The following is a 20529-nucleotide window of genomic DNA, read 5'->3' as shown; positions in this document are numbered from 1 at the left end:
TACTCCATCAAGCCGACATCTACCCCCAACCTGGCACAACACGATCAGTGCTGCCGGGAGTTCACGCATCGGTTCCGACCAAAGGGGCAACCAACGGGCCGCCACGCCGTGTACCGGGCCGCCCCCGTCGTGGGCGATAGCGTGGTGCCCGGACGGCAATTCCCGCGGCATATGGGGTGATTGATGAAGCAGCAGTTGAACTTGGTGACCTTGGGCGTGGAGGACTTGGCAGTCAGCCGCCGGTTCTACAGCGAAGGCCTGGGCTGGACGCCTCTGCTCGATCTGGACGAGATCGTCTTCTACCAGGTCGGCTGGGGGCTGGCCCTGGGGCTCTTCTCCCTGGCCGACCTGGGCGCCGACACAGGGCAGGCGGCAGTGGCCGGCACCCCCTTCACCCTCGCGCAGAACCTCGACGCGCCCGCCGACGTGGACGCGGCCGTGGAGCGGGCCCGTGCGGCGGGGGCGACGGTCCTCAAGGAGCCGCAACGCGCGGCGTTCGGCGGCTACCACGCCTACTTCGCCGACCCCGACGGCCACCGCTGGGAGGTGTGCCACAACCCCGGCTGGTCGGTCGCGGACGACGGCACCGTGACACTGACGCCTGTCGAGGTTCCCGACGCGGAGGACTGACGCGGCCGGGTGCCGTTCTGCCCGGGAGGACGTCGGGAACCAGAGCGACGGCGACGGAGAATCCACCCGGCCGGGTCAACAAATGGTTCTCCGGAAAGTACGCGCACAAAACGCTGAAGGCCGGCCACAACGTGCCGCAGGAAGCACCCCTCGATTTCACCAGGGCCGTCATCGAGGTCGACGGCTTCGCGCAGCCCCTCTCGAAATGAGTTCGAGCGCTGTGCCGCCCTATGCCCGGCCGGAGTGGAGGGCGACCGCACGCAGGAGGGCGTCGCGGCATGCGAGAACGGCGGGGTGACGGCTGCGGCCGCGGCGTACGACGGTGGAGATACGGCGCGCGCGCTGACCGCGGGGGAGCTGCCGCAGAGCGACCGTAGGGGAGTGCCCGTACCAGACCAGGTCCGGAAGGAAGGCGGCGGCGTGCTTCTGCTCGACGAGACGGAGGTGGAGCAGCAGGTCGGTGGTCTCGAACCGTACGTCGGGTTCGAAGCCGGCGTTGCGGCACAGGGTCATGGCCCAGTGCCGTGCGGCCGTGCCTTCGGGTTCCATCACCCAGGGGTGCCCATGGAGCGAGCGCAGCGCCGCCATTGGACTGTCGGTGTCCGGGCTGTCGGCCGGTTCGGGCAGTGCGAGGTGCAGAGGGTCGTCGAGCAGGTCCTCCTGTTCGAGTTCGGAAGACCGCGGATTGGGGTTGCCCGGGTATTCTTCGGCGAGGACCAGGTCGAAGTCTCGGGCCAGCAGGGCGGGTAGGGCCCTTTCGGGCCCCATGTGCGTGACGTGGACGCGCAGTTGCGGGTGGAGGTCGCGCAACAGGCCGAGCGCGGTGGGGACCAGAGCCAGGGCGGCCGTCTGGAACGAGGCGATGCGCAGGGTTCCGGTCAGATCGGACAGCGAGGTGGCGATCTCCGCCTCGGCGCGCTCCAGGCGTTCGAGGACCGCTTCGGTGTGGGCGACGAGGATCTCGGCCTGCACGGTCAGCCGCACCCGCCGACCGGCCGGTTCCAGCAGGGGAACGCCGACTTCGGCCTCCAGCTGTGAGAGCTGCTGGGAGACGGAGGAGGGGGCGTAGGACAAGGCGGCGGCGACAGCGGCCAGGGTGCCGCGGTGCTTGAGCTCACGCAGCAGCCGCAGCCGGTGCAGATCGAACATCGCCGGAGACTCTCCTCGTCGTTGCGGAGCGACCCGCTGAACCATCGGTTTCTCCGACGACTATAGGTCGAAAACATTCGCTGGACCGATCATAGGAGGGCATCGGACCCTGAACGTGTGTCTGACAACGCCTCCCGCCGCCGTACGCCGCCGTGGTCCGTGCGCCCCCGGGCCCGCACCTGGCGGTGTGGGCCCGCACCCGCCGAGGTGCGGGATTTCCATACCGCGCTGCCCGGCTACTCACCCACTCCACTGACCGAACTCCCCTCACTCGCATCCGAGTCGGGCGTCGGTCGGGTCTTCGTCAAGGATGAGTCGTGCCGTTTGGGGCTGCCCGCGTTCAAGGCGCTGGGCGCGACCTGGGCGGTCCATCGGACCCTTGCCGAGCGGGCCGCGAGCAGCGGGGAGGCGGGACCGGTCGTGCTGGTGACCGCCACCGACGGCAACCACGGCCGGGCGGTGGCCCGCACGGCACGCCTGCTCGGGCAGCACGCCCACGTCTTCGTGCCGCGGGGAGTGCATCCGCAGGCCGTGGCGGCCATAACCGCCGAGAAGGCGGAGGTGACCGAGGTCCTGGGGACCTACGACGAGGCCGTGCGCCGGGCCGCCGAGGCGGCCGCCGCGCCGGACGCGGTCCTGGTCCAGGACACCGCCTGGCCCGGCTACGAACGGATCCCCGGGTGGATCGTCGAGGGCTACTCGACCCTCTGCGCGGAGATCGACGAGCAACTGGCGGCCGAAGGGGCCGTCGACGGCCCCGACCTCGTCTCGATTCCGGTGGGCGTGGGCTCCCTGGCCCAGGCCGTGGTCACGCACTACCGCAGCCGCCCCTCGGGGCGCGCTCCGGCGCTGCTGTCGGTGGAGCCGGAGGCAGCGGCCTGCGTGCTCGAAAGCCTCACCCGCGGCGAACCCGTCACCGTCACCGGCGGCGACACCACCATGGCGGGGCTGAACTGCGGCACCCCCTCCAGCATCGCCTGGCCCTACCTGCACGGCGGGCTGGACGCCGCTGTGGCCGTCCCCGACGCCGACAGCGCCCGCGCGGCCGTCCGCCTCGCGGCCCTCGGGGTCTCCTCGGGCCCCTGCGGGGCCGCCGCGCTCGCCGGCCTCCGCACGGTGCTGACCGGTTTGGGCGGCGACGAGCGCCGTACGGCCCTGGGGCTCGACGCGACCTCGGTGGTCGTGCTGCTGAGCACCGAGGGCCGGGACGCCAACCCGCACTCCGCCGCCGACCACTGAACGCGCCCCACCGGAAGGACCCCTGTGTTGCCCACCCCTGTCAGTCCGATCAGGAGGAGACCGGCGTGCTGACCCACTTCGCAGCCGCGCTCGGTGTTCTCGGCCTGCTGACCGTCGTGCCCGGCCCGGACATGGCGGTGGTCACCCGGCGCGCCCTGGTGGCCGGGCCCGGGGACGCGCTGCGCACCGTGGGCGGGATCGTGACCGGGCTGCTGCTCTGGGGCGCGCTGAGCGTGGCCGGACTCGCGGCCGTGCTCGCCGCCTCACCCACTGCCTACCTGGTCGTCAAGCTCCTCGGCGCCGGGTACCTGGTCTTCCTGGGCGCGCAGGCGCTGTGGCAGAACCGCCGCAGCGCCTCGCGGACCGCCCTCCCGGGCACCGGCTCCCCCGCCGTCGGGAGCCCGTGGCGGACCGGTCTGGTCAGCAACGCCCTCAATCCGAAGATCGCCGTCTTCTACTCCGGACTGCTTCCCACCCTGGCCCCGCCGCAGCTGCCCGCCGCCTGGGCCATGACGCTGCTGGTCCTCCTCCATGCCACCCTGAGCCTCACCTGGCTGGGCGGCTATGCTCTTCTGCTGTCCAGGGCCGGGCGCGTCCTCGAAAGGCCGGGGACCCACCGCATGCTGGGGCGGACCACGGGCGTCGTACTGATCGGTCTCGGGCTCATGGTCGCGACCACGGCCGGCTGACCCCGCGCGCCCCCGGTCCCAGGCGCAACCGAAAGTTAATCCCGCGGTCACCTGCGGTCGGTTCGCGCGACGTCGCGGTACCGGACAAAGGTAAGTGACCCAAACATGCACAAGAAGGGCGGCACCCCCGTGCCACACCTGTTGACCTCGCTCCTCACGCAGGTGGCGGTCGCCGTGATCGAGGCGCTCGTCATCCGTCTGCTCGTCCAGCTCTGGAACGCCTTCGCCCGCAGCGGCCGCCCGATGGCAGCCGCCGCTTGAGGAATCTCAGGCGTAATCCCGAGTACCTGACCCGAGCACGATGAGTACCTGATCACGCACCCTGAGCACCTGACCTGAGCGCCTGATCTCAGGCAGGACCTCAGTGGCACTCTCAGGCAGGGCCCTCAGTGGCAGTCGAGCAGTCCCGCGGACTGCTTGGCGGCCAGGATCCGACGCACGCTGTCGTCGACCTTGGCTCGGAAGGACGCGTCCTGCCGCATCCGGGCCTCGATGGCCTGCGTCATCGCGGGCACGGTGCTCGGCCGCACCGTGAGGATCATGTTTCCGCCCGCCGCGATGAAGTTCACGGCACGCTGGGCGGGGCTGAAGGACCGCACCGCGACCGCGTTCCCGATGTCGTCCGAGATCACCACGCCCTTGAAGCCGAGCTTGCCGCGCAGCAGCTGACTGATGACCGTCGGTGAGAAGGCCGCGAGGTGCTTGGGGTCGATCTTGGTGTAGGTGGCCGACGAGATCATCACGAAGGGGGAGCCGGACCGTATCCCGGCCCGGAAGGGCTCGAGGCTGGAGCTGCTCGCGGTCGTCACCGAGTCCACCACGTTGGCCGTGGTGTCGGTGTTGCCGATCACCTGGCCCAGCCCGGGAAAGTGCTTGAGCGTGGTCATCACGCCCGACTGCGCGAAGCCCGCGGCGAAGGCGCCGGAGTGGGAGGTCACGGTCTCCGGGGTGTGGCCGAATTCCCGCTTGAACGACCCGATGGGCATGTTGCGGGTGCCCAGGGCGGCCGGCACCACGTCGGCGACCGGCGCCAGGTTGAGGTCGACCCCGGCGGCCTTCAGCTGCTTGGCCCATCCGGCGGCCTGGCTGCGCAGCGTCGCGGTCGGCCAGCTGCCCTGGGTCAGGCCGTTGGGTATGGCCGAGAAGCCGGGGCCGTTCAGCACCTGTACCTGGCCGCCCTCCTGGTCGGTGGAGACCAGCAGGCCGACGCGGCGGCCGCCGACCTGATCCGCTTGGCCCCGGAAGCCGTCGACCGTCTTCCTGGTCGCCGCCGTGCCGGCGGTGCTGCGGCCGGTCAGCATGATGGCGCCCACGTGGTTGTCGCGCAGGGTGCGCAGCTGGGCCTGGTCGGGGTGGGCCGCGGAGATCCCGCCCATGAGGAGCTGCCCGACCCGCTGAGCGGTGGTCATTCCGGAGAAGTAGCGGTCGGTGCAGGTGGCGGCCCGTGTCGGCGAGGGCGTGCTCGCCGCGGCGGGGGGTGCGTCGCTGGTGCTGGGGGAGCGGGGCGAGTCGCCTGTTCGCCCGGGCGTGACCGACGCACCGCAGCCGGTGGCGGCCAGCGCCAGGGTGACCAGCGGTGCCGCGCAGCGCAGGGCTGTGGAACGGCGGCTCCTGATCTGCCGGACACGTGATGTCATGGGTTCGTCTCCTGGCCTGTGCGGGTGCGGTGGCCTCCCCACAGCCGCCTGTCTCGCGGCTGTTTCCTCGTGGCGAGCCGCGCTCGCCGCGACCATCACACGGTACTTTATTGGGCATTTGTCCGCCCCTTCGGTGACTACACAGGGTGCCGACGCCTCCAGCGACGGAAAGGGCCGGTGCCGGCAGCGGTTGTCGCTGCCGGCACCGGCCCTGTCGTGCGCGTGTGCGTGCGCTGGATCAGTACCGCGTGGGCGGGATCAGTACGCGGAGTTGACCCTGTCGATGGAACCGTACCGGTGGGCCGCGTAGTTGGCCGCCGCGGTGATGTTGGCCACCGGGTCGGTGAGGCTGTGGGCCGTGCCGACGACGTGGTAGGCGTTGAACGTGGGGGAGATGACCTGGAGGAGACCCTTGGAGGGGGTGCCCTTGCGGGCGTTGATGTCCCAGTTGTTCTGGGCGTTGGGGTTGCCCCCGGACTCACGCATGATGTTGCGGTGCAGGCCCTCGTAGCTACCGGGGATGCCCTTGGCCTTCATGATGGCCAGGGACTGCTTGATCCAGCCGTCGAGGTTGTTGCTGTAGCCGGTCTTGCCGCTGTAGGCGGTGTGGCTGTCGGTGGAGCGGGCCGCGGCCACGGAGGCGGCGTGCACCTGGGTCGCTTCGGCGGCCTGTGCGGGCGACGGCATCAGGGTCAGGGCGGCGGCAGCGGCGCCGGTCGTGGCGATGCCGGTGAGAGTGAGGGTGCGCAGGCGGGCGAAGCGGTTGGTGCGAGTGGCCGTGGTCATACGGAAGTAACCCTCCAGTGGGGGACGTCGTCAGGGGTGCTACCGCAATCGATTGCGGCGGCGTGGGGGCGGAGCCCCGCGCTGCACGGGCCGGAGCGGGCGGAGCCGGCGGAATTCGCCGGTCGTGCGTCCCGTGGCTCGGAGCAACGACAGCAATGTTTAGCCGTCGACCGGACGGGGCGCAATGATGTGACGTACTACCCGACTACGTAGTAAATGCCCGAAATGTTCCATAGTGGGGCTTTCTTTGCTGCTTGGGGCGACATGCTCGCTACGACCGGGCTTAGGACGTGATCTGGGTCCTATGGGTGGCGTCACATCCGCGGGCCTCTCGAGGCCGTTGTTGGGGCCCCGGCGGCGCAGAAACAGACCGGATGTCGGCGCTTCGGCAGGAGGGCATCCCTGCGAGAGCCGGCTCCTCGGAGGAAGGGGGTCCCCGCAAGACAGGAAAAGGGCACCCTCGATCCAAAGGGTCCCTTTGAGGTTCTCAAAGTAGAAGTGTTAACGTTTTACCGTGAAGACAGCAGCCGCGTACCGCGCAGACGCCTCCTACGGCGTCTGGCGTGCCGTCATGGGCGTACCGCTCGTGGCGCGCCTGCATGTCGATCTCTGCCGCTGCGTGTCCGCGGCTTGTCGCGCCTGACCGCGAACTCATCGATGCAGCGGCGCTGTTGACGTCTCTTCCGGGCGCCGCTCCTGTAAGTCCCCGCTCAAACCCATTTTTCCGCGCGTCCCTACTGGAGTGTGTCCGTGTCCGCGAACACCGCTGATCCGAAGCCCGCGAACTCCGGCTTCCGGATACCCGTCCCCTTCTGGGCCCAAGTCCTGCTCGGTCTCGTCGTCGGCCTGATCCTCGGCTTCGTCGCCCGCACCTACGACGTGTCCTGGCTCGCCACCACCCTCGACAAGGTGGGCGGCATCTTCGTGCAGCTTCTGAAGCTGGCCGTGGCACCGCTGGTCTTCTTCGCGATCATGGTGTCGATCACCAACCTGCGGAAGGTCAACAACGCGGCCCGCCTGGCCGGCCGCACCCTCCTCTGGTTCATGATCACCTCGTTGATCGCGGTCGTCATCGGCCTCGTCATCGGGCTGGTCTCCAACCCGGGTTCCGGTTCCGCCCTCACCCCGGCCGACGGCGGCAAGCCGGACCACGCCGGCAGCTGGCTCGATTTCCTCACCGGCATCATCCCGACCGACGTCATCACGCCGTTCACCGAGCTCAACGTGCTTCAGATCGTCTTCATGGCGGTCGTCGCCGGTATCGCGATCCTCAAGATCGGCCCGAAGGCCCAGCCGGTCCTCACGCTCTCCGAGTCCATCCTGGAGCTGCTCCAGAAGGCCCTGTGGTGGGTGATCCTGCTCGCCCCGATCGGCTCCGCGGGCCTCATCGGCCGCGCCATCGTGCAGTACGGCTGGAACCTGCTCGGCAACTACGCGACCTTCACCGCCGACATCTACATCGGCTGCGCCTTGGTCCTGTTCGGCGTCTACCCGCTGCTGCTCGCCGTCGTCGGGAAGCTGAACCCGATCCAGTTCTTCAAGGGCGCCTGGCCCGCCATCCAGTTGGCGTTCGTCTCCCGCTCCTCGGTCGGCACCATGCCGGTCACCCAGCAGTCGGCGATCCGCCTCGGCGTCCCGAAGGACTACGCCTCCTTCGCCGTGCCGTTCGGCGCGACGACCAAGATGGACGGCTGCGCGGCCATCTACCCGGCCATCTCCGCGATTTTCGTGGCGCAGATCTTCGATGTGCAGCTCGGCATCAAGGAGTACCTGCTCATCGCCTTCGTCTCGGTGATCGGCTCGGCGGCCACCGCCGGTCTGACGGGCGCGACCGTCATGCTGACGCTCACCCTGTCCACCCTCGGCCTGCCGATGGAGGGCGTGGGCCTGCTCCTCGCCATCGACCCGATCCTGGACATGATGCGCACGGCGACCAACGTCGCGGGTCAGGCGCTCGTCCCGGTGCTCGTCTCGGCCCGTGAGAAGATCCTGGACCACTCGAAGTACGACAACGCCTCGGCCTCCCCGGCCGACCACGCGGAGAGCCTCTACGACGACCCGAAGCTGGCCGCCCCGGTGTCCGTCTGACGCCCCGCCTCATTCCGGGTTCACAACCTCCTCCGCCCTGACGGCTGTTGGCCGGCAGGGCGGAGGTGCGTTCCGAGGGCGGAAACCGCGCGCGATGACGGGCGCCGGGGAGTGGCGCAGTCGGCACGGATGTCGGCCGAATGTCCCCGGCGCCCGGCACGGCGGCTACTTCTTGTGGCAGCCCCACTTGCCGTGGACCTTCTTGTAGTGCTCACCCTTCGGGCACCTCTTGTGGCGCGGCGTCTTGGTGGGGTCCGCTGCGGACGCGTGGTGGCTGTCGGACACCTTGGCGTTCGCCGGCACCGCGAAGGCGGTTCCTGTAGAGGCCACGGCTGCTCCGCTGGCGAGCATGCCTGCGGCGACGCTGGCGGTCAGAACGCGTATGATCCTGCTTCGCATGATCGACTGCCTTTCTGTAGTCGGCGTCACTGCCTCTCAGATCGATTCTTGGCACCGCCCCCCGCAGCCCGCATCTCGATCACGAGCAGGCTCGCGCCCGCGATCGCAACTGTCGGCCCGCACATCGGTCTTGGGACGCCGCGAAAATGCGAACACACCGCGCGTGGCCGACTCCCGTAAAGTTTTTGGTCATGACCGAGCTGCGCGGCGCCTTTGTCGTCCTCCGCCCCACGGCCCGCGAGGACATCCCCGCCCTGGCCGAGATACGGGCCACACCGGAAGTACGCGCACGGTGGAGGGGCGGGGACGACCTCGCGGCGGACATCGCGGCCGATCTGGAGGACCCTCACACCCGGTGCCTGACCGTCGACTTCCGGGAGCGGCCCATCGGCATGATCCAGTGGCATGCCGAGGAGGAGCCGGACTACCGGCACGCCGGCATCGACATCTTCCTCGATCCCGCGGTGCACGGCAGGGGCCTGGGCACCGACGCCGTACGGACCCTGGCCTGTCATCTCGTCGACACCCACGGCTACCACCGCCTCGTCATCGACCCGGCAGCCGACAACACCGGGGCGATCCGCTGCTACACCAAGGCCGGTTTCCGGCCCGTAGGCATCATGCGGCAGTACGAGCGCGGCACGGACGGCACCTGGCACGACGGCCTTCTGATGGACCTCCTGGCCGACGAACTGGTGCGCTGAAGCCCGTGACGCAGCCTGCCGAAATCATCGGCTGACGCTCAGGCACCAACGGCGCTCGCCATCGTGCCATGCGTCGGTGGGCGCGAGCCCGGCGGCGGTGGCGACGGCAGCGGATGCCCGATGGTCGGGGTGGATGTGGGCGACGACGGTCCGCACCGGCCGGCGGCCCAGCCAGTCGACGAGTGCCCGGGCGGCCTCGCCGGCGATGCCTCGTCCCTGCCACGGGGCCCCCACCACCCAGGCGATCTCGGCGATGGGCCCGTGGCCGGAGGGGCCGACGGTCGCCTGGACCGTGCCTGTCAGGCAGGACTCCTCCCGGAGCCGGATCACCCAGTTCAGCCAGGAGACGGCCGGATCGGGAGAGCCGGCCGTCATGCGCTCGTAGCGCGAGCGCAGGGCTCGCGGGGTGTCCGGCGTGCCGCCGATGAAGGTGTGCAGGGCCGGATCGGACAGCACCGCGGCCATCTCCTCGGCGTGCTCGACGTGCAGCGGCAGCAGGTCGAGCCGCCTGGTGCTGATGGCGTGGGCCGCGAGGGTGCTCATGTCCGCAACTCAACCATGCGGGCGTCGGCTTCGGCTGCCGGGGAGGCGGTCGGCGGGGACGCGTACCCTCCGGGACGCGGCGTGCGGATGGTCAGTGGGCGGGGCGGTCGGTGATCCAGCGGGCGGCGAGCAGGCCGGAGGCGGCGGTGAGGGCCGCGGCCGCGATGACGGTGGCGTTCAGGCCGAGGGCGTCGGCGAGGACACCGGCGACGAGGGCTCCGGCGGCGTAGCCGATGTCGCGCCAGAACCGGTAGGTCCCCAGCGCGTTGGCCCGCCAGGTGGGGTGGGCGTGGTCGGAGACGGAGGCGATCAGGGCGGGGTAGACCATGGCGGTGCCGATGCCGAGGAAGACGGCGGAGGCGATGCCGGCGAGCAGGGGACGCGGGAGCAGGACGAGGGCGAGGACGAAGCCGGCGGCCTGGACCAGCATGCCGGTGACGATGAGGGGTTTGCGGCCGACGCGGTCGGCGTAGTGGCCGGTGGCGATCTGCCCGAAGCCCCACAGCAGCGGATACTGGCCCTTGATCAGGCCGACGGCGGCGAGACCGAGGCCGTGGTCGGTGAACAGCAGGGGGAAGACGCCCCAGGTGAGGCCGTCGTTGAGGTTGTTGATCAGGCCTGCCTGGCTGGCACCGCGCAGGGAGCGGTGGCGCCAGGAGGTGCGGGCGAAAGCCTGTGCGAGGCCGGTGTTCCGCTCCGCGGGCACAAGCGCGGGGTGCTGGGAGAGTTCGAGGGCGACATGCACGGCGGTGTCGCGGACGACGACGGACAGGGCGAGCCCGGCGACGACGAAGACGACGCCGATCAGCTCGGGGGCGGGGCGCAGGCCGTAGGACGTGGCGAGGTAGCCGGTGAGCAGGGCGGTGGCGCCCACGGCGGCGTACCCGGCGGCTTCGTTCAGACCGGTGGCGAGGCCCCGGCGGGCGGGGCCCACGAGGTCGATCTTCATGTTCACGGTCATCGACCAGGTCAGGCCCTGGTTGACGCCGAGCAGGACGTTCGCGGCGACGATCCAGCCCCACGAGGGTGCCCAGGCGAGGGCGAAGGGCACGGGGATCCCGATGAGCCAGCCCGCCACCAGCAGTTGCTTGCGGCGGAATCGCGCGGTGAGCGCCCCGGCGGCGAGGTTCGTGAACGCCTTGGTCATGCCGAAGGCGATGATGAAGGAGAACACGGCCAGGTCGCTGGTGAGATGGAAGACCCCGGTGCCGATGAGCGGCACCGTCGTGCGCTCCAGTCCGACCAGGCCGCCCACACAGGTGTTGACGACGACGAGCAGGGTGAACTGAAGCCAGTTCTCCCGCAGGCCCAGCCGTACCGGCGCGGGGACCGCCGAAGCCTCGACGGTGGGAGGGGTGTTCATCGGTCGCTCTCCTGTGTGTCTTGCGTCAGGTGGCCGCCGGTGGCGGCGGCGTGGTCGGCGGGCCCGCCGTCGAGGACGGCCAGGCCGGTGCGGCCGTCCGGGACGCGGTGCGAGGGGAGTGCATGTGGTTGCACCCACCGTCGTCACCTACGATATTCCATGGATTTATGGAGGAATTTGGTCGGGATCCTCGCTGAGGGGCACACATCCGTCTCCGGGCGGTATAAAGCCTGATCGGAGCGGTTGCCGTGGAGACGTGCGACCGTTCCGTCCGCCGCCACAAGGAGAAACATGACCGAGAACCGTGCCCGGGGTCCGTTGACGGCCGGGACCCCGCCGACCTGATCGGCCGACCGCGCCCAGGCACTCGACGCCTGGCCACGCCTGGCCGCCCGGCCCGCACCCCATCCCACCGGGTGGCGGGAACTGCCCGCCACCGAAAGGAGCCCCACCCGTGACGAGCACCGCAGCTTCGTCCACTCTCGCCGCCGGCCCCGACGTGCAGCGCCGCATCCTGAAAGTCCTCGTCGCCTCCCAGGTCCTCAGCGGGGCGGGGCTCGCGGCGGGCATCACCGTCGGAGCCCTGCTGGCCCAGGACATGCTCGGCACCACGGGTCTGGCCGGACTGCCCAGCGCCCTGTTCACCGCGGGCAGCGCGCTCGCCGCGATAGGCGTCGGCCGTATATCCCAGGCCCGGGGCCGCCGCCCGGGCCTGGCCGCCGGATATCTCACCGGCGCGGTCGGCAGTGCCGGCGTCCTCGCCGCCGCGGGCCTCGGCAGCCCCGTCCTGCTGTTCATCGCGCTGTTCGTCTACGGTGCCGGGACCGCCACCAACCTCCAGGCCCGCTACGCCGGAGCCGACCTCGCCGCCCCCACCCACCGTGCCCGCGCCGTGTCCACCGTCCTGGTCGCCACCACCCTCGGCGGCGTCGTCGGTCCCAACCTCGCCGCCCCCACCGGCGACCTCGCCGCCGCCCTCGGCATCCCCCGCCTGGCCGGGCCCTTCCTTCTCGCCGGGGCCGCGTACGCGGCGGCCGCCCTCGTCCTGGCCCTCTGGCTGCGCCCCGACCCCCTTCTGCTGGCCCGCACCCTCGCCGAAGCGGAGCAGGCCCCCGCCGCGCGGCCGGCGCAGGCCGGCCCGGCCGCCGAGGAGGCGCCGGCGAAGCCGCGCGGCGGCGTCGTGCTCGGGGCCCTGGTCATGATCCTCACCCAGCTCGTCATGGTCGCGGTGATGACCATGACCCCGGTCCACATGCACGACCACGGCCACGGCACCGCCGCCTCCGGCCTGGTCATCGCCATCCACGTCGGCGCGATGTACCTGCCCTCGCCGCTGACCGGCCGCCTCGTCGACCGCTACGGCCGCATCGCGCTCGCCGCCGCCTCCGGGGTCACCCTCCTCGTCGCGGGCCTGGTCGCCGCCGTCGTCCCCGGCGACTCCGTCGCCCTGCTGGCGCTCGCCCTGGCGCTGCTCGGCCTCGGCTGGAACTTCGGCCTGGTCTCGGGGACCGCGATCATCACCGACGCGGTGCCGCTGGCGACCCGCGCCAAGACCCAGGGCATGGTCGACGTCTCCATCGCCATCGCGGGCGCCACCGGCGGACTGGCCTCCGGCATCGTCGTCGACCTCGCCGGCTATCCCGTCCTCGCCCTGACCGGTGGTGTCCTCGCCCTGGCCGTCCTGCCGGCCATCGCCGTCACCGCCCACAGCCGGTGAACCGGTGAAGAGGACGGCACGGCCGCCCGTGCGGCGAACGCCACGACCCCCAGCTGTCCGGCGGCAGCTCGGGTACCATATTCCATAGAATTTTGGAGGATAGGGAGGAGATCATGGCGGAGACGGCCACGAAGGCGCGGCTCTACGACGCGTTCGCGGCCAGCGGGAAGGCGCTGGCCAGCGGGAAGCGGCTGGAACTGCTCGACCTCCTCGCCCAGGGCGAGCGCACGGTCGACGCGCTCGCGAAGGCGGCGGGACTGAACCTGACGACCGCCTCCGCGCACCTCCAGACCCTCAAGCAAGCCGGGTTCGTCAGCACCCGGCGTGAGGGCGTACGCATCCACTACCGGCTCGCCGGTGACGACGTCGCCGAGTTGTTCGCCCTGCTGCGCAAGGTCGCCGAGACCCATCAGGCCGGCGTTCCGGCCGCCCGCGACGCCTACCTCGGCGACGGTGGCGGCCGCACGGTCACCCGGGACGATCTGCGCACCCGCGCGGAATCCGGGCAGGTGGTGCTCCTGGACGTGCGCCCGGTCGAGGAGTACCGGGCCGGGCACATTCCCGGCGCCGTCTCCATCCCCGTCGAGGAACTGGCCGACCGCGTCGGTGAGCTGCCCGAGGACGCCGAGGTCGTCGTCTACTGCCGCGGCGAATACTGCGTCCTCGCCCACGACGCCGTCCGCCTCCTCACCGAGAACGGACGCCGAGCCATCCGCCTCAACGACGGCATGCTCGAATGGCGCCTGGCGGAGCTGCCCGTGGACGCGGGAGCCGGCGCATGACCCACCGTCCGCCGCCGCACCCGGGCCTGGCCGGCGGACCGGTCTACCTCGACTACAACGCCACCACGCCCGTCGACCCGCGCGTCGTGGAGGCCATGCTGCCCCACCTGACCGGTCACTTCGGCAACCCCTCCAGCACTCACCCCTACGGCAGCGAACCCCGCCGCGCCCTCACGGCGGCGCGCACCCGGGTCGCCGAGCTGATCGGTGCCCGTCCGGGCGAGATCGTCTTCACCGCCTCCGGCTCCGAGGCCGACCTGCTCGCCCTGCGCGGAGCCACCCTGGCCGCCACCCGGACCCGCCCCCACGTCATCACCCAGGCCACCGAACATCCCGCGATCCTCGCCACCTGCCAGGCCCTCGAACGCCTCCACGACGCACGGATCACGGTGCTGCCCGTCGACCGCGAGGGCCTGGTTGACCCGGCCGCGCTGACCGCCGCGCTCGACGAGGACACCGTGCTGGTGTCGGTCATGGCCGCCAACAACGAGACCGGCGCCCTCCAGCCGGTGAGGGAACTGGCCGACGCCGCCCACCGGGCCGGAGCGCTGTTCCACTGCGACGCCGCTCAGGCCGCCGGGAAAATCCCGTTGGACGTACGGGAGTTGGGCGCCGACCTGCTCACGGTCGTCGGGCACAAGATGTACGCGCCCAAGGGTGCGGCCGCCCTGTTCGTGCGCGACGGCGTGCGACTGGAGCCGGTCGTCTACGGCGGCGGCCAGGAACGCGGGCTGCGCGCCGGCACCGAGAACGTCGCCCTCGCCGTCGCCCTGGGCGCGGCCGCGCAGCTCGCCGCCGACGACCTCGCCGACGGTGCGCACGAGCGGATCAGGGACCTCCGCGACGAACTGCACCACCGACTCGTGGACGCCCTGCCCGGACGGGTCCGGCTCAACGGGCCCGCCGAACAGCGGCTGCCGAACACGCTGAACATCAGCATCGACGGCGTACCGGGACACCGCGTCCTGGACGGCGCACCCCGGATCGCCGCCTCCACCGGCTCGGCGTGCCACAGCGGCACCCACACCCCCTCGCCCGTCCTCACCGCCATGGGCACCGATCCCGTGCGGGCCCTGGAAGCCGTCCGGCTCTCCCTCGGCCGCTGGACCACCCGGGACGAGATCGCGGCAGCCGCGACCGCGATCGCCGCCGCGGTCACCGACGCGACGAACGCCTCCGCGGCAGGCACCCGGTGACCGCCGCCGCCGGCGAGGCGGACATCACGGTCGACGGCACCGGACTCCTGTGCGTCACCCTCCTGCTCAGACTCCGCGCCGCCATCGACGGCGCCGCCCCCGGCACCCACGTACACGTCATCGCCACCGACCCCGCCGCCCCGCTCGACCTCCCCGCCTGGTGCCACATGACCGGCCACCACTACCTGGGCCCCGTCCCCCACACCACCGACGCCCCGGTCTACGCCCTCCGTTTGACCACCAACGCCCGCCCCACCCACCCCAACGCCCCCTGGCACACCACCGAACCGACCCCCTAACAGCGGGAGTTCATGTGAACCCGACCTGCGTCATTCTCGACATCGGCGGCGTGCTGCAGTTCACGCCGGCCACGGGATGGGTGCAAAGGTGGGAAGAACGGCTGGAGTTGCCACTGGGTACCGTGACAGAGCGGATGCGCGACGTGTGGGCCGCCGGAGGCGTCGGGAGCGTCGGCGAACGAGAGGTGCGCGAGCAAGTGGCAGCGCGCTTGCGTCTCGACGCGTCCCAGGTCGAAGCCTTCATGGCCGACCTCTGGCACGAGTACCTGGGGACACCGAACGAGGAACTCATCTCCTACGTGCGGGCGCTGCGCGGGCGATGCAGGCTCGGCATCCTGAGCAACAGTTTCGTCGGTGCCCGGGAGCGGGAGACGGAGATGTACCGCTTCGACGAACTGGTCGAGCAGATCGTCTACTCGCACGAGATCGGTGTCGGCAAACCCGACGCGCGGGCCTTTGAGGCCGTATGCGAGAGCCTGGATGTATCGCCGCGGAACTGTCTCTTCGTCGACGATGCGGCGGCCAACGTCGAGGCCGCCCGGGCGGCGGGCATGCAGGCGCATCTGTTCGAGGACAACGCCCGGACGATCGCACGCATCGCGGCTCATCTGGACGCCGGGCCCTCGGTGCCAGGGCGTTCCTCCCACGGATGACGTCGGCCCGGCGGGCACTCCGAGGTTGCCGGCCGGGCCGTCGTCGACCATGCCGTCTCGAGGCGGTCAGATCTGGACGCCCGGGCGGTGTTGGGGGCCGCGTGGGCCGTAGTCGATGTCTCGCTGTAGGCGCCCGCCACACCGTTGATGGCGCTCCACGCCCCGACGCCGTGCGTCACGACGAGTCCCGAGATCCCGTTCATCCGAGCGTACCCCCCACGGCAATGGCCCGCTCGGCCGCTTCGCGCAGCACCCGGGCGCTCTCCTCCAGGGCCCCTCGCTCCTCGGACGTCATGGCGGGCTCGTGCATCTGCTGGACGCCGCCCGCTCCGAGAACGCTGGACAGGGAGAGCGTGACCTTGTGGGCGGAGGAGTACGCGGCCACCGGCAGCACCGCGCGTTCGTTGCGCAGGACCGCCTCGACGAGCCGGGCGGAGACGGCGCCGATGCCGTACTGGCTCGCGCCGGTGCCCTCGATGATGGTGATGTTGGCGTACCGGATGTCGTTCTCGACCTCTTCGCGTATGTCCTCGACCGACCGGCCGTCCTGGGCGAGCAGTTCGGCGACAGGGATGCCGCCGACACCCGCCGAGGACCACAACAGCACCTCGGAGGTGCCGTGTTCGCCCACCACAAGGGCCTGGACGTCACGGGGTCGCACCCGCAGGCGGTCGGCGAGCTGCACGCGGAACCGGAGACTGTCGATGAGGGTGCCGGTCGAGAACACCCGGTCGTGCCCGGCGAGATGACGGGTGAGGTCGGCCAGCGGGTCCGGTGGGTCGGTGACCACCATCAGCACCGCCTCCGGCGCGACCGCGACCACCTGGGGGACGACGTCGGCGAAGACCCTGGCATTGGTCTCCAGCAGCCGCAGGCGCCCCTGGGGCTCGGACCGGTCGGTGGCGCCGCCGGCCTTCTCGTTGACCCCCGCGGTGATGGCGACGACGGCGGCCCCGGCCAGGTCACCGTAGCCGCCGGAGCGTACGTCGACCGTGGGGGACAGTGGAGCGGCGTAGCGCAGGTCGGCGGCCACGCCGTCGGCGCGAGCGGTGTCGCGGTCGATCAGCACGATCTCCCGGCAGGTTCCCCCGCGTTCGACCAGGGACAGCGCCGTGGCCGATCCGACCGCGCCGGCCCCCACGATGGCGGCTTTCATGCCCGACCCTCAGCGGGTGCGGCGGACGAGGGAGTCAACTCTCTTGCGGCCACGATGGCTTCGCCGGTGTACACAAGGAAGGTCAGTGCCTCCTGGAAGTACAGCCGGATGCTGGTGTCGTCGTGCGACAGGTAACCGATGGACAGGTCCTGGCCGAGGCGCAGCTCGAAGTCCCCGCCCCGCGTCGACAGCAGGAAGGCCCCCTCGATGGCGGGCGCCCAGACGATGTCGCCGTCCAGCACCCGGGCGATGTGTTTGATGATCGGGTAGCCGTAGTCGGACGTCTCGCTGACAGCGGTGTACGCCGTGGCGCTCAGCGCCAGTGCGTACGGGCCGCCGACACCGGCGAGCCGCAGCGCGGTCAGGGCCTTGCTGACGATGTCCGGGTACTGGCGCGCCTCGGCCGGCAGGGTCAGGGCGGGGTTGGACGAACTCTCCCGCAGACCGGCGATGTCCGCGGACGGATAGCCCTCGAACACGGCGCGGTCCTCGGCGAAGGCGATCTGCCGGGCCGCGTCCTTGACCGGCTGCCAGTCCGCGTCCTTGGCGCCGCGCGCGACGTCGTCGACCTGCTGCCGGTCCACGGTGAACGGCACCCGCAGCTCGACCAGCGGCTGGAACCGCCGTACCCGCGCCTCGACCCCTTCGGCCGGCGCCGCCACGGTCCGCAGGTGCCCGGTCCCCACACCCGCCAGCTCCGGGCCGCACGGCTCGGGCACGTCGACGATGCGGCGGGCCGCGACGTGCCGCTTGAACGTACGCCGCGCCTCCTCCTCCAGATCGGCCCACGCGGCGGCGGAGATGGGTGCCAGTTCACGATGCAGATTGTCCATCGCGGATGCTCGCCTCCTGTCACATCCTCAGATCGCCGATCCCCAGCGAGCCGTCCACGGCCGGCGGCCGGACCGCCGCCGGCACGGGCTCGGCCTCCTCGACACCGCCGCCCTCCTCGCGCTCCTTGCCCTCTTCACCCTCGCGCGCGGTCGGCGCATCGGGGAGGTCGTCGAGGAAGTCACTGGTGGGCACGGAGAACAACGACCCGGTCACCGCCGTGGAGAAGTCCAGGATCCGGTCGTGGGTGGCCGGCGGGTCGCCCAGGAACATGCGCTCCAGCATCCGCTCGATCACGGCCGGAGTACGGGCGTAACCGATGAAGTACGTACCGAACTCGCCCTGCCCCACGGCTCCGAAGGGCATGTTGTCGCGCAGGATCTCGTGCTTCGTCCCGTCCGGGTCCTCGATGGTGGTCAGCGCCACGTGCGAGTCGGCCGGCTTGACCGCGTCGTCCAGTTCGACGTCGGACAGCTTCCTGCGTCCGATCACCATCTCCTGCGCCTCCACCGGCAGGGCGTTCCACGCCTCCAGATCGTGCACGTACTTCTGCACGATCACATAGCTGCCTCCGGCGAACTCCGGGTCCTCGTCGCCGATCAGGACCGCCGCGTTCGCCGCCCGGCCCGTAGGGTTCTCCGTGCCGTCCACGAAACCGAGCAGGTCACGCACGTCGAAGTACTTGAACCCATGCACCTCGTCACGCACGGTGACGACGTCGCGGATCCGTTCCATGATCTCGGCGGCCAGTGCGAAGCAGAGGTCCGGGCGGGCCGCGCGGATGTGGAACAGCAGGTCGCCGGGGGTCGAGACCGCCCGGTGCCGGGCTCCGGCCAGCTCGCGGAAACGATGGAGCTCCGCCGGACGCGGGCCCGCGAACAGGCGGTCCCACGCCTCCGAACCGATGCCCACGACCACGCTCAGTTTCCCGTCCGGCGTCGCCCGGAAACCGACCGCCCGCTGGAGCCCGTTCAGTTCGGACAGCGTGTCCCGTACGACCGGCTCGCCGCCCCGGTCGATGGTCACGACCAGGAAGATCGCCGCACCCGTCAGCGGGGACAGCACCGGCTGGGGCTCCGGGTCCTGGGAGTGTGCGCACATGCAGCGCGCCCCTTCCTGACGGTCACGGGCGGGCACCTGTTCACCGTATGGCGCAAGCCCGGTACCCGCCACCGCGCCCTCGGCGGGCCGCCGGCCGCATACGTACAGCGTCGAGGCGAGCCTCTCCAGGGGACGCCCGACGACCGGTTTGACTTGCCGCGCGCTCGTGGGAGTCTGGAGAAACGGCAGCCGGCGGGGCGGACGGCCAGGTGAGGACCAGTGGGCGTTCCTTCTGTGAGAAGACATGCGATGAACGACACAGCCGACTTCACGCGGTGGCTCACGAGTCACACCGACGAGCTGAACCGTCTGGGGTCCTTCGCCCGCGCCGTCGCGAACGACCCCCACTGGCCCGCGGCGGCCACCGTCGAGACGTACCGGGAGTACCTGGAGCGCCGCGGGGCCGCTCCGGAGGTGATCGACACCCTGCGCCACGCCTGGAACGAGTTCCAGCGCCAGCCTCACTCCCACTGAGGGCAGGGGCGTGCGCTCCTCAGACGTGCGCCACGGGTTCCGGGCGCTCGTGCTCGCAGGTGTCGTCGATGCCGTAGGTGTCCCAGGCGGGAAACGGGTCCACGGGCGGCAGGCCTTCACCGTCGGCCATGAGGCAGTCGCCCAGCGCCGCGTGCAGCGCGTCCGCGCGCAGATGCGTGCCGATGAAGACCAGTTCCTGGCCTTCCGGGCTGTCGGTGTCGCGGGCGCCGGAAGGCTCGAAGCGGGCGACGGATCCGGCCTGTGACCACAGGCCCGTCACCTGCCGGCGCCCGGCCAGCGTGAAGAACCCCTTGGAGCGCAGAACCTCGCCGAACGCGCCGCTGTCGAGCTTCTCGGTCACGAACGTCCACAGACGGCCGGGGTGGAACGGCAGTTCGGCGCGGAAGACGGTCGAGGAGATCCCGTACTCCTCCGTCTCGGGGACGTGGTCGCCGTTGAGCTCCCGCACCCAGCCGGGGGCCTGTTGGGCGCGTTCCAGGTCGAACAGCCCCGTGCCCAGTACGTCTTCGGCCCGCACGCGGCCGTGGACGGCCGGGACGACGCGCGCCACAGGATTGAGGCGGGTGAGCGCCGCCCGCAGCTGCACCGCCGACTCCTCGTCGACGAGGTCGAGTTTGTTGAGCACGATGACGTCCGCGAACTCGACCTGGTCCATCAGCAGGTCGCTGACGGTGCGTTCGTCGTCCTCGTACTGGTCCAGGCCGCGCTCGACGAGTTCGTCGCCGCTGGTCAGCTCGGGCAGGAAGCCGGCGGCGTCGACGACCGTGACCATGGTGTCCAGGCGGGCGATCTCCGCCAGGGTGGCGCCGTCGTCGCGGGCGAAGGCGAACGTCGCCGCCACGGGCAGGGGTTCGGAGATGCCGGACGACTCGATGAGCAGGTAGTCGAAGCGGCCGTCGCGGGCCAGCCGGTCGACCTCCTCGAGCAGGTCGTCGCGCAGGGTGCAGCAGATGCAGCCGTTGGTCAACTCGACCAGGCGTTCCTCGGTGCGCGACAAGGCTGCCTCGCCGCCGCGCACCAGGGCGGCGTCGATGTTGACCTCGCTCATGTCGTTGACGATGACCGCGACGCG

24 protein-coding genes are annotated in these 20529 nt (G+C 71.0%); 13 read left to right on the top strand and 11 right to left on the bottom strand.

Annotation, left to right across the window (positions count from 1 at the left end; translation table 11 throughout):
- Positions 1–183: 183 nt before the first annotated feature.
- A complete protein-coding gene (locus tag ACWEK3_RS26270; RefSeq protein WP_450547558.1) occupies positions 184–630 on the top strand; it encodes a VOC family protein in 447 nt (148 codons plus the stop codon).
- Positions 631–858: 228 nt separating this feature from the next.
- Here the strand turns inward: ACWEK3_RS26270 and ACWEK3_RS26265 are convergent, their stop codons facing one another.
- Positions 859–1779, bottom strand: a complete 921-nt coding sequence (locus ACWEK3_RS26265; protein WP_450547557.1) for a LysR substrate-binding domain-containing protein — start codon at positions 1777–1779, stop codon at positions 859–861.
- A 117-nt stretch (positions 1780–1896) separates the two neighbouring features.
- Here ACWEK3_RS26265 and ACWEK3_RS26260 point away from each other — a divergent pair, with 117 nt between their 5' ends.
- The 3 genes from ACWEK3_RS26260 to ACWEK3_RS26250 all read left to right on the top strand — a co-directional run bounded on the left by ACWEK3_RS26260 (position 1897) and on the right by ACWEK3_RS26250 (position 3968).
- Entirely contained in the window at positions 1897–3018 is a 1122-nt protein-coding gene (locus tag ACWEK3_RS26260) for a diaminopropionate ammonia-lyase (protein WP_450547556.1), read from the top strand.
- Between the two features lie 65 nt (positions 3019–3083).
- Entirely contained in the window at positions 3084–3707 is a 624-nt protein-coding gene (locus ACWEK3_RS26255) for a LysE family translocator (protein ID WP_450547555.1), read from the top strand.
- Positions 3708–3812: 105 nt separating this feature from the next.
- Positions 3813–3968, top strand: a complete 156-nt coding sequence (locus ACWEK3_RS26250; RefSeq protein ID WP_361419721.1) for a hypothetical protein — start codon at positions 3813–3815, stop codon at positions 3966–3968.
- A 125-nt stretch (positions 3969–4093) separates the two neighbouring features.
- Here ACWEK3_RS26250 and ACWEK3_RS26245 read toward each other — a convergent pair whose 3' ends face one another.
- Both ACWEK3_RS26245 and ACWEK3_RS26240 read right to left on the bottom strand, forming a co-directional pair.
- Positions 4094–5344, bottom strand: a complete 1251-nt coding sequence (locus tag ACWEK3_RS26245; RefSeq protein WP_450547554.1) for a glycoside hydrolase family 3 N-terminal domain-containing protein — start codon at positions 5342–5344, stop codon at positions 4094–4096.
- Positions 5345–5602: 258 nt separating this feature from the next.
- Positions 5603–6130 (bottom strand): transglycosylase SLT domain-containing protein, encoded by a 528-nt coding sequence (locus tag ACWEK3_RS26240; protein WP_450547081.1) that lies wholly within the window; start codon positions 6128–6130, stop codon positions 5603–5605.
- A 514-nt stretch (positions 6131–6644) separates the two neighbouring features.
- Between ACWEK3_RS26240 and ACWEK3_RS26235 the strand changes: the two genes are divergently transcribed.
- Positions 6645–6773: a hypothetical protein gene (locus ACWEK3_RS26235; protein ID WP_453250713.1), complete on the top strand. Its 129-nt coding sequence runs from the start codon at positions 6645–6647 to the stop codon at positions 6771–6773.
- Between the two features lie 107 nt (positions 6774–6880).
- Complete coding sequence (locus tag ACWEK3_RS26230) at positions 6881–8218, top strand: dicarboxylate/amino acid:cation symporter (RefSeq protein WP_384438489.1); 1338 nt, start codon at positions 6881–6883, stop codon at positions 8216–8218.
- Positions 8219–8383: 165 nt separating this feature from the next.
- On the opposite strand, the gene ACWEK3_RS26225 is transcribed toward ACWEK3_RS26230, so the two are convergent.
- Positions 8384–8617 carry a hypothetical protein gene (locus tag ACWEK3_RS26225; protein ID WP_450547082.1) on the bottom strand — a complete coding sequence of 78 codons (234 nt, stop codon included), beginning with the start codon at positions 8615–8617 and terminating at the stop codon, positions 8384–8386.
- Positions 8618–8808: 191 nt separating this feature from the next.
- Between ACWEK3_RS26225 and ACWEK3_RS26220 the strand changes: the two genes are divergently transcribed.
- Positions 8809–9321: a GNAT family N-acetyltransferase gene (locus ACWEK3_RS26220; protein ID WP_450547083.1), complete on the top strand. Its 513-nt coding sequence runs from the start codon at positions 8809–8811 to the stop codon at positions 9319–9321.
- A gap of 24 nt (positions 9322–9345) precedes the next feature.
- On the opposite strand, the gene ACWEK3_RS26215 is transcribed toward ACWEK3_RS26220, so the two are convergent.
- The 3 genes from ACWEK3_RS26215 to ACWEK3_RS26205 all read right to left on the bottom strand — a co-directional run bounded on the left by ACWEK3_RS26215 (position 9346) and on the right by ACWEK3_RS26205 (position 11361).
- Positions 9346–9864, bottom strand: a complete 519-nt coding sequence (locus ACWEK3_RS26215) for a GNAT family N-acetyltransferase (RefSeq protein ID WP_453250712.1) — start codon at positions 9862–9864, stop codon at positions 9346–9348.
- A 91-nt stretch (positions 9865–9955) separates the two neighbouring features.
- Entirely contained in the window at positions 9956–11227 is a 1272-nt protein-coding gene (locus tag ACWEK3_RS26210) for an MFS transporter (protein ID WP_453250711.1), read from the bottom strand.
- Positions 11224–11361 carry a hypothetical protein gene (locus ACWEK3_RS26205; RefSeq protein WP_450547086.1) on the bottom strand — a complete coding sequence of 46 codons (138 nt, stop codon included), beginning with the start codon at positions 11359–11361 and terminating at the stop codon, positions 11224–11226. The genes ACWEK3_RS26210 and ACWEK3_RS26205 overlap by 4 nt, the downstream gene beginning before the upstream one ends.
- Before the next feature lie 320 nt (positions 11362–11681).
- Here ACWEK3_RS26205 and ACWEK3_RS26200 point away from each other — a divergent pair, with 320 nt between their 5' ends.
- The 5 genes from ACWEK3_RS26200 (at position 11682) to ACWEK3_RS26180 (ending at position 15874) form a co-directional block, all read left to right on the top strand.
- Entirely contained in the window at positions 11682–12944 is a 1263-nt protein-coding gene (locus ACWEK3_RS26200; RefSeq protein ID WP_453250710.1) for an MFS transporter, read from the top strand.
- A gap of 113 nt (positions 12945–13057) precedes the next feature.
- Positions 13058–13726 carry an ArsR/SmtB family transcription factor gene (locus ACWEK3_RS26195; RefSeq protein ID WP_453250709.1) on the top strand — a complete coding sequence of 223 codons (669 nt, stop codon included), beginning with the start codon at positions 13058–13060 and terminating at the stop codon, positions 13724–13726.
- Entirely contained in the window at positions 13723–14922 is a 1200-nt protein-coding gene (locus ACWEK3_RS26190) for a cysteine desulfurase family protein (protein ID WP_453250708.1), read from the top strand. The genes ACWEK3_RS26195 and ACWEK3_RS26190 overlap by 4 nt, the downstream gene beginning before the upstream one ends.
- Entirely contained in the window at positions 14919–15221 is a 303-nt protein-coding gene (locus tag ACWEK3_RS26185) for a sulfurtransferase TusA family protein (protein WP_450547090.1), read from the top strand. The genes ACWEK3_RS26190 and ACWEK3_RS26185 overlap by 4 nt, the downstream gene beginning before the upstream one ends.
- Positions 15222–15235: 14 nt before the next feature.
- The gene (locus ACWEK3_RS26180) at positions 15236–15874 is read left to right on the top strand and encodes an HAD-IA family hydrolase (RefSeq protein WP_453250707.1); all 639 of its coding nucleotides are present in this window, start codon (positions 15236–15238) and stop codon (positions 15872–15874) included.
- A gap of 199 nt (positions 15875–16073) precedes the next feature.
- Here the strand turns inward: ACWEK3_RS26180 and ACWEK3_RS26175 are convergent, their stop codons facing one another.
- The 3 genes from ACWEK3_RS26175 to ACWEK3_RS26165 are packed head-to-tail and all read right to left on the bottom strand — an operon-like array spanning position 16074 to position 18962.
- Entirely contained in the window at positions 16074–17030 is a 957-nt protein-coding gene (locus ACWEK3_RS26175) for a lactate/malate family dehydrogenase (RefSeq protein ID WP_450547092.1), read from the bottom strand.
- The gene (locus ACWEK3_RS26170; protein WP_450547093.1) at positions 17027–17863 is read right to left on the bottom strand and encodes a family 1 encapsulin nanocompartment shell protein; all 837 of its coding nucleotides are present in this window, start codon (positions 17861–17863) and stop codon (positions 17027–17029) included. The genes ACWEK3_RS26175 and ACWEK3_RS26170 overlap by 4 nt, the downstream gene beginning before the upstream one ends.
- Before the next feature lie 19 nt (positions 17864–17882).
- Complete coding sequence (locus tag ACWEK3_RS26165) at positions 17883–18962, bottom strand: Dyp-type peroxidase (protein WP_453250706.1); 1080 nt, start codon at positions 18960–18962, stop codon at positions 17883–17885.
- A gap of 249 nt (positions 18963–19211) precedes the next feature.
- Between ACWEK3_RS26165 and ACWEK3_RS26160 the strand changes: the two genes are divergently transcribed.
- Positions 19212–19436: a YozE family protein gene (locus ACWEK3_RS26160; RefSeq protein ID WP_450547095.1), complete on the top strand. Its 225-nt coding sequence runs from the start codon at positions 19212–19214 to the stop codon at positions 19434–19436.
- A gap of 19 nt (positions 19437–19455) precedes the next feature.
- Here the strand turns inward: ACWEK3_RS26160 and ACWEK3_RS26155 are convergent.
- Positions 19456–20529, bottom strand: a 1074-nt coding sequence (locus ACWEK3_RS26155; protein WP_453250705.1) for a GTP-binding protein, incomplete at its 5' end; no start/stop codon positions are given.

The sequence above is a fragment of the Streptomyces sp. NPDC004721 genome (assembly GCF_053601495.1).
This window is presented reverse-complemented; position numbering and strand designations above follow the sequence as displayed.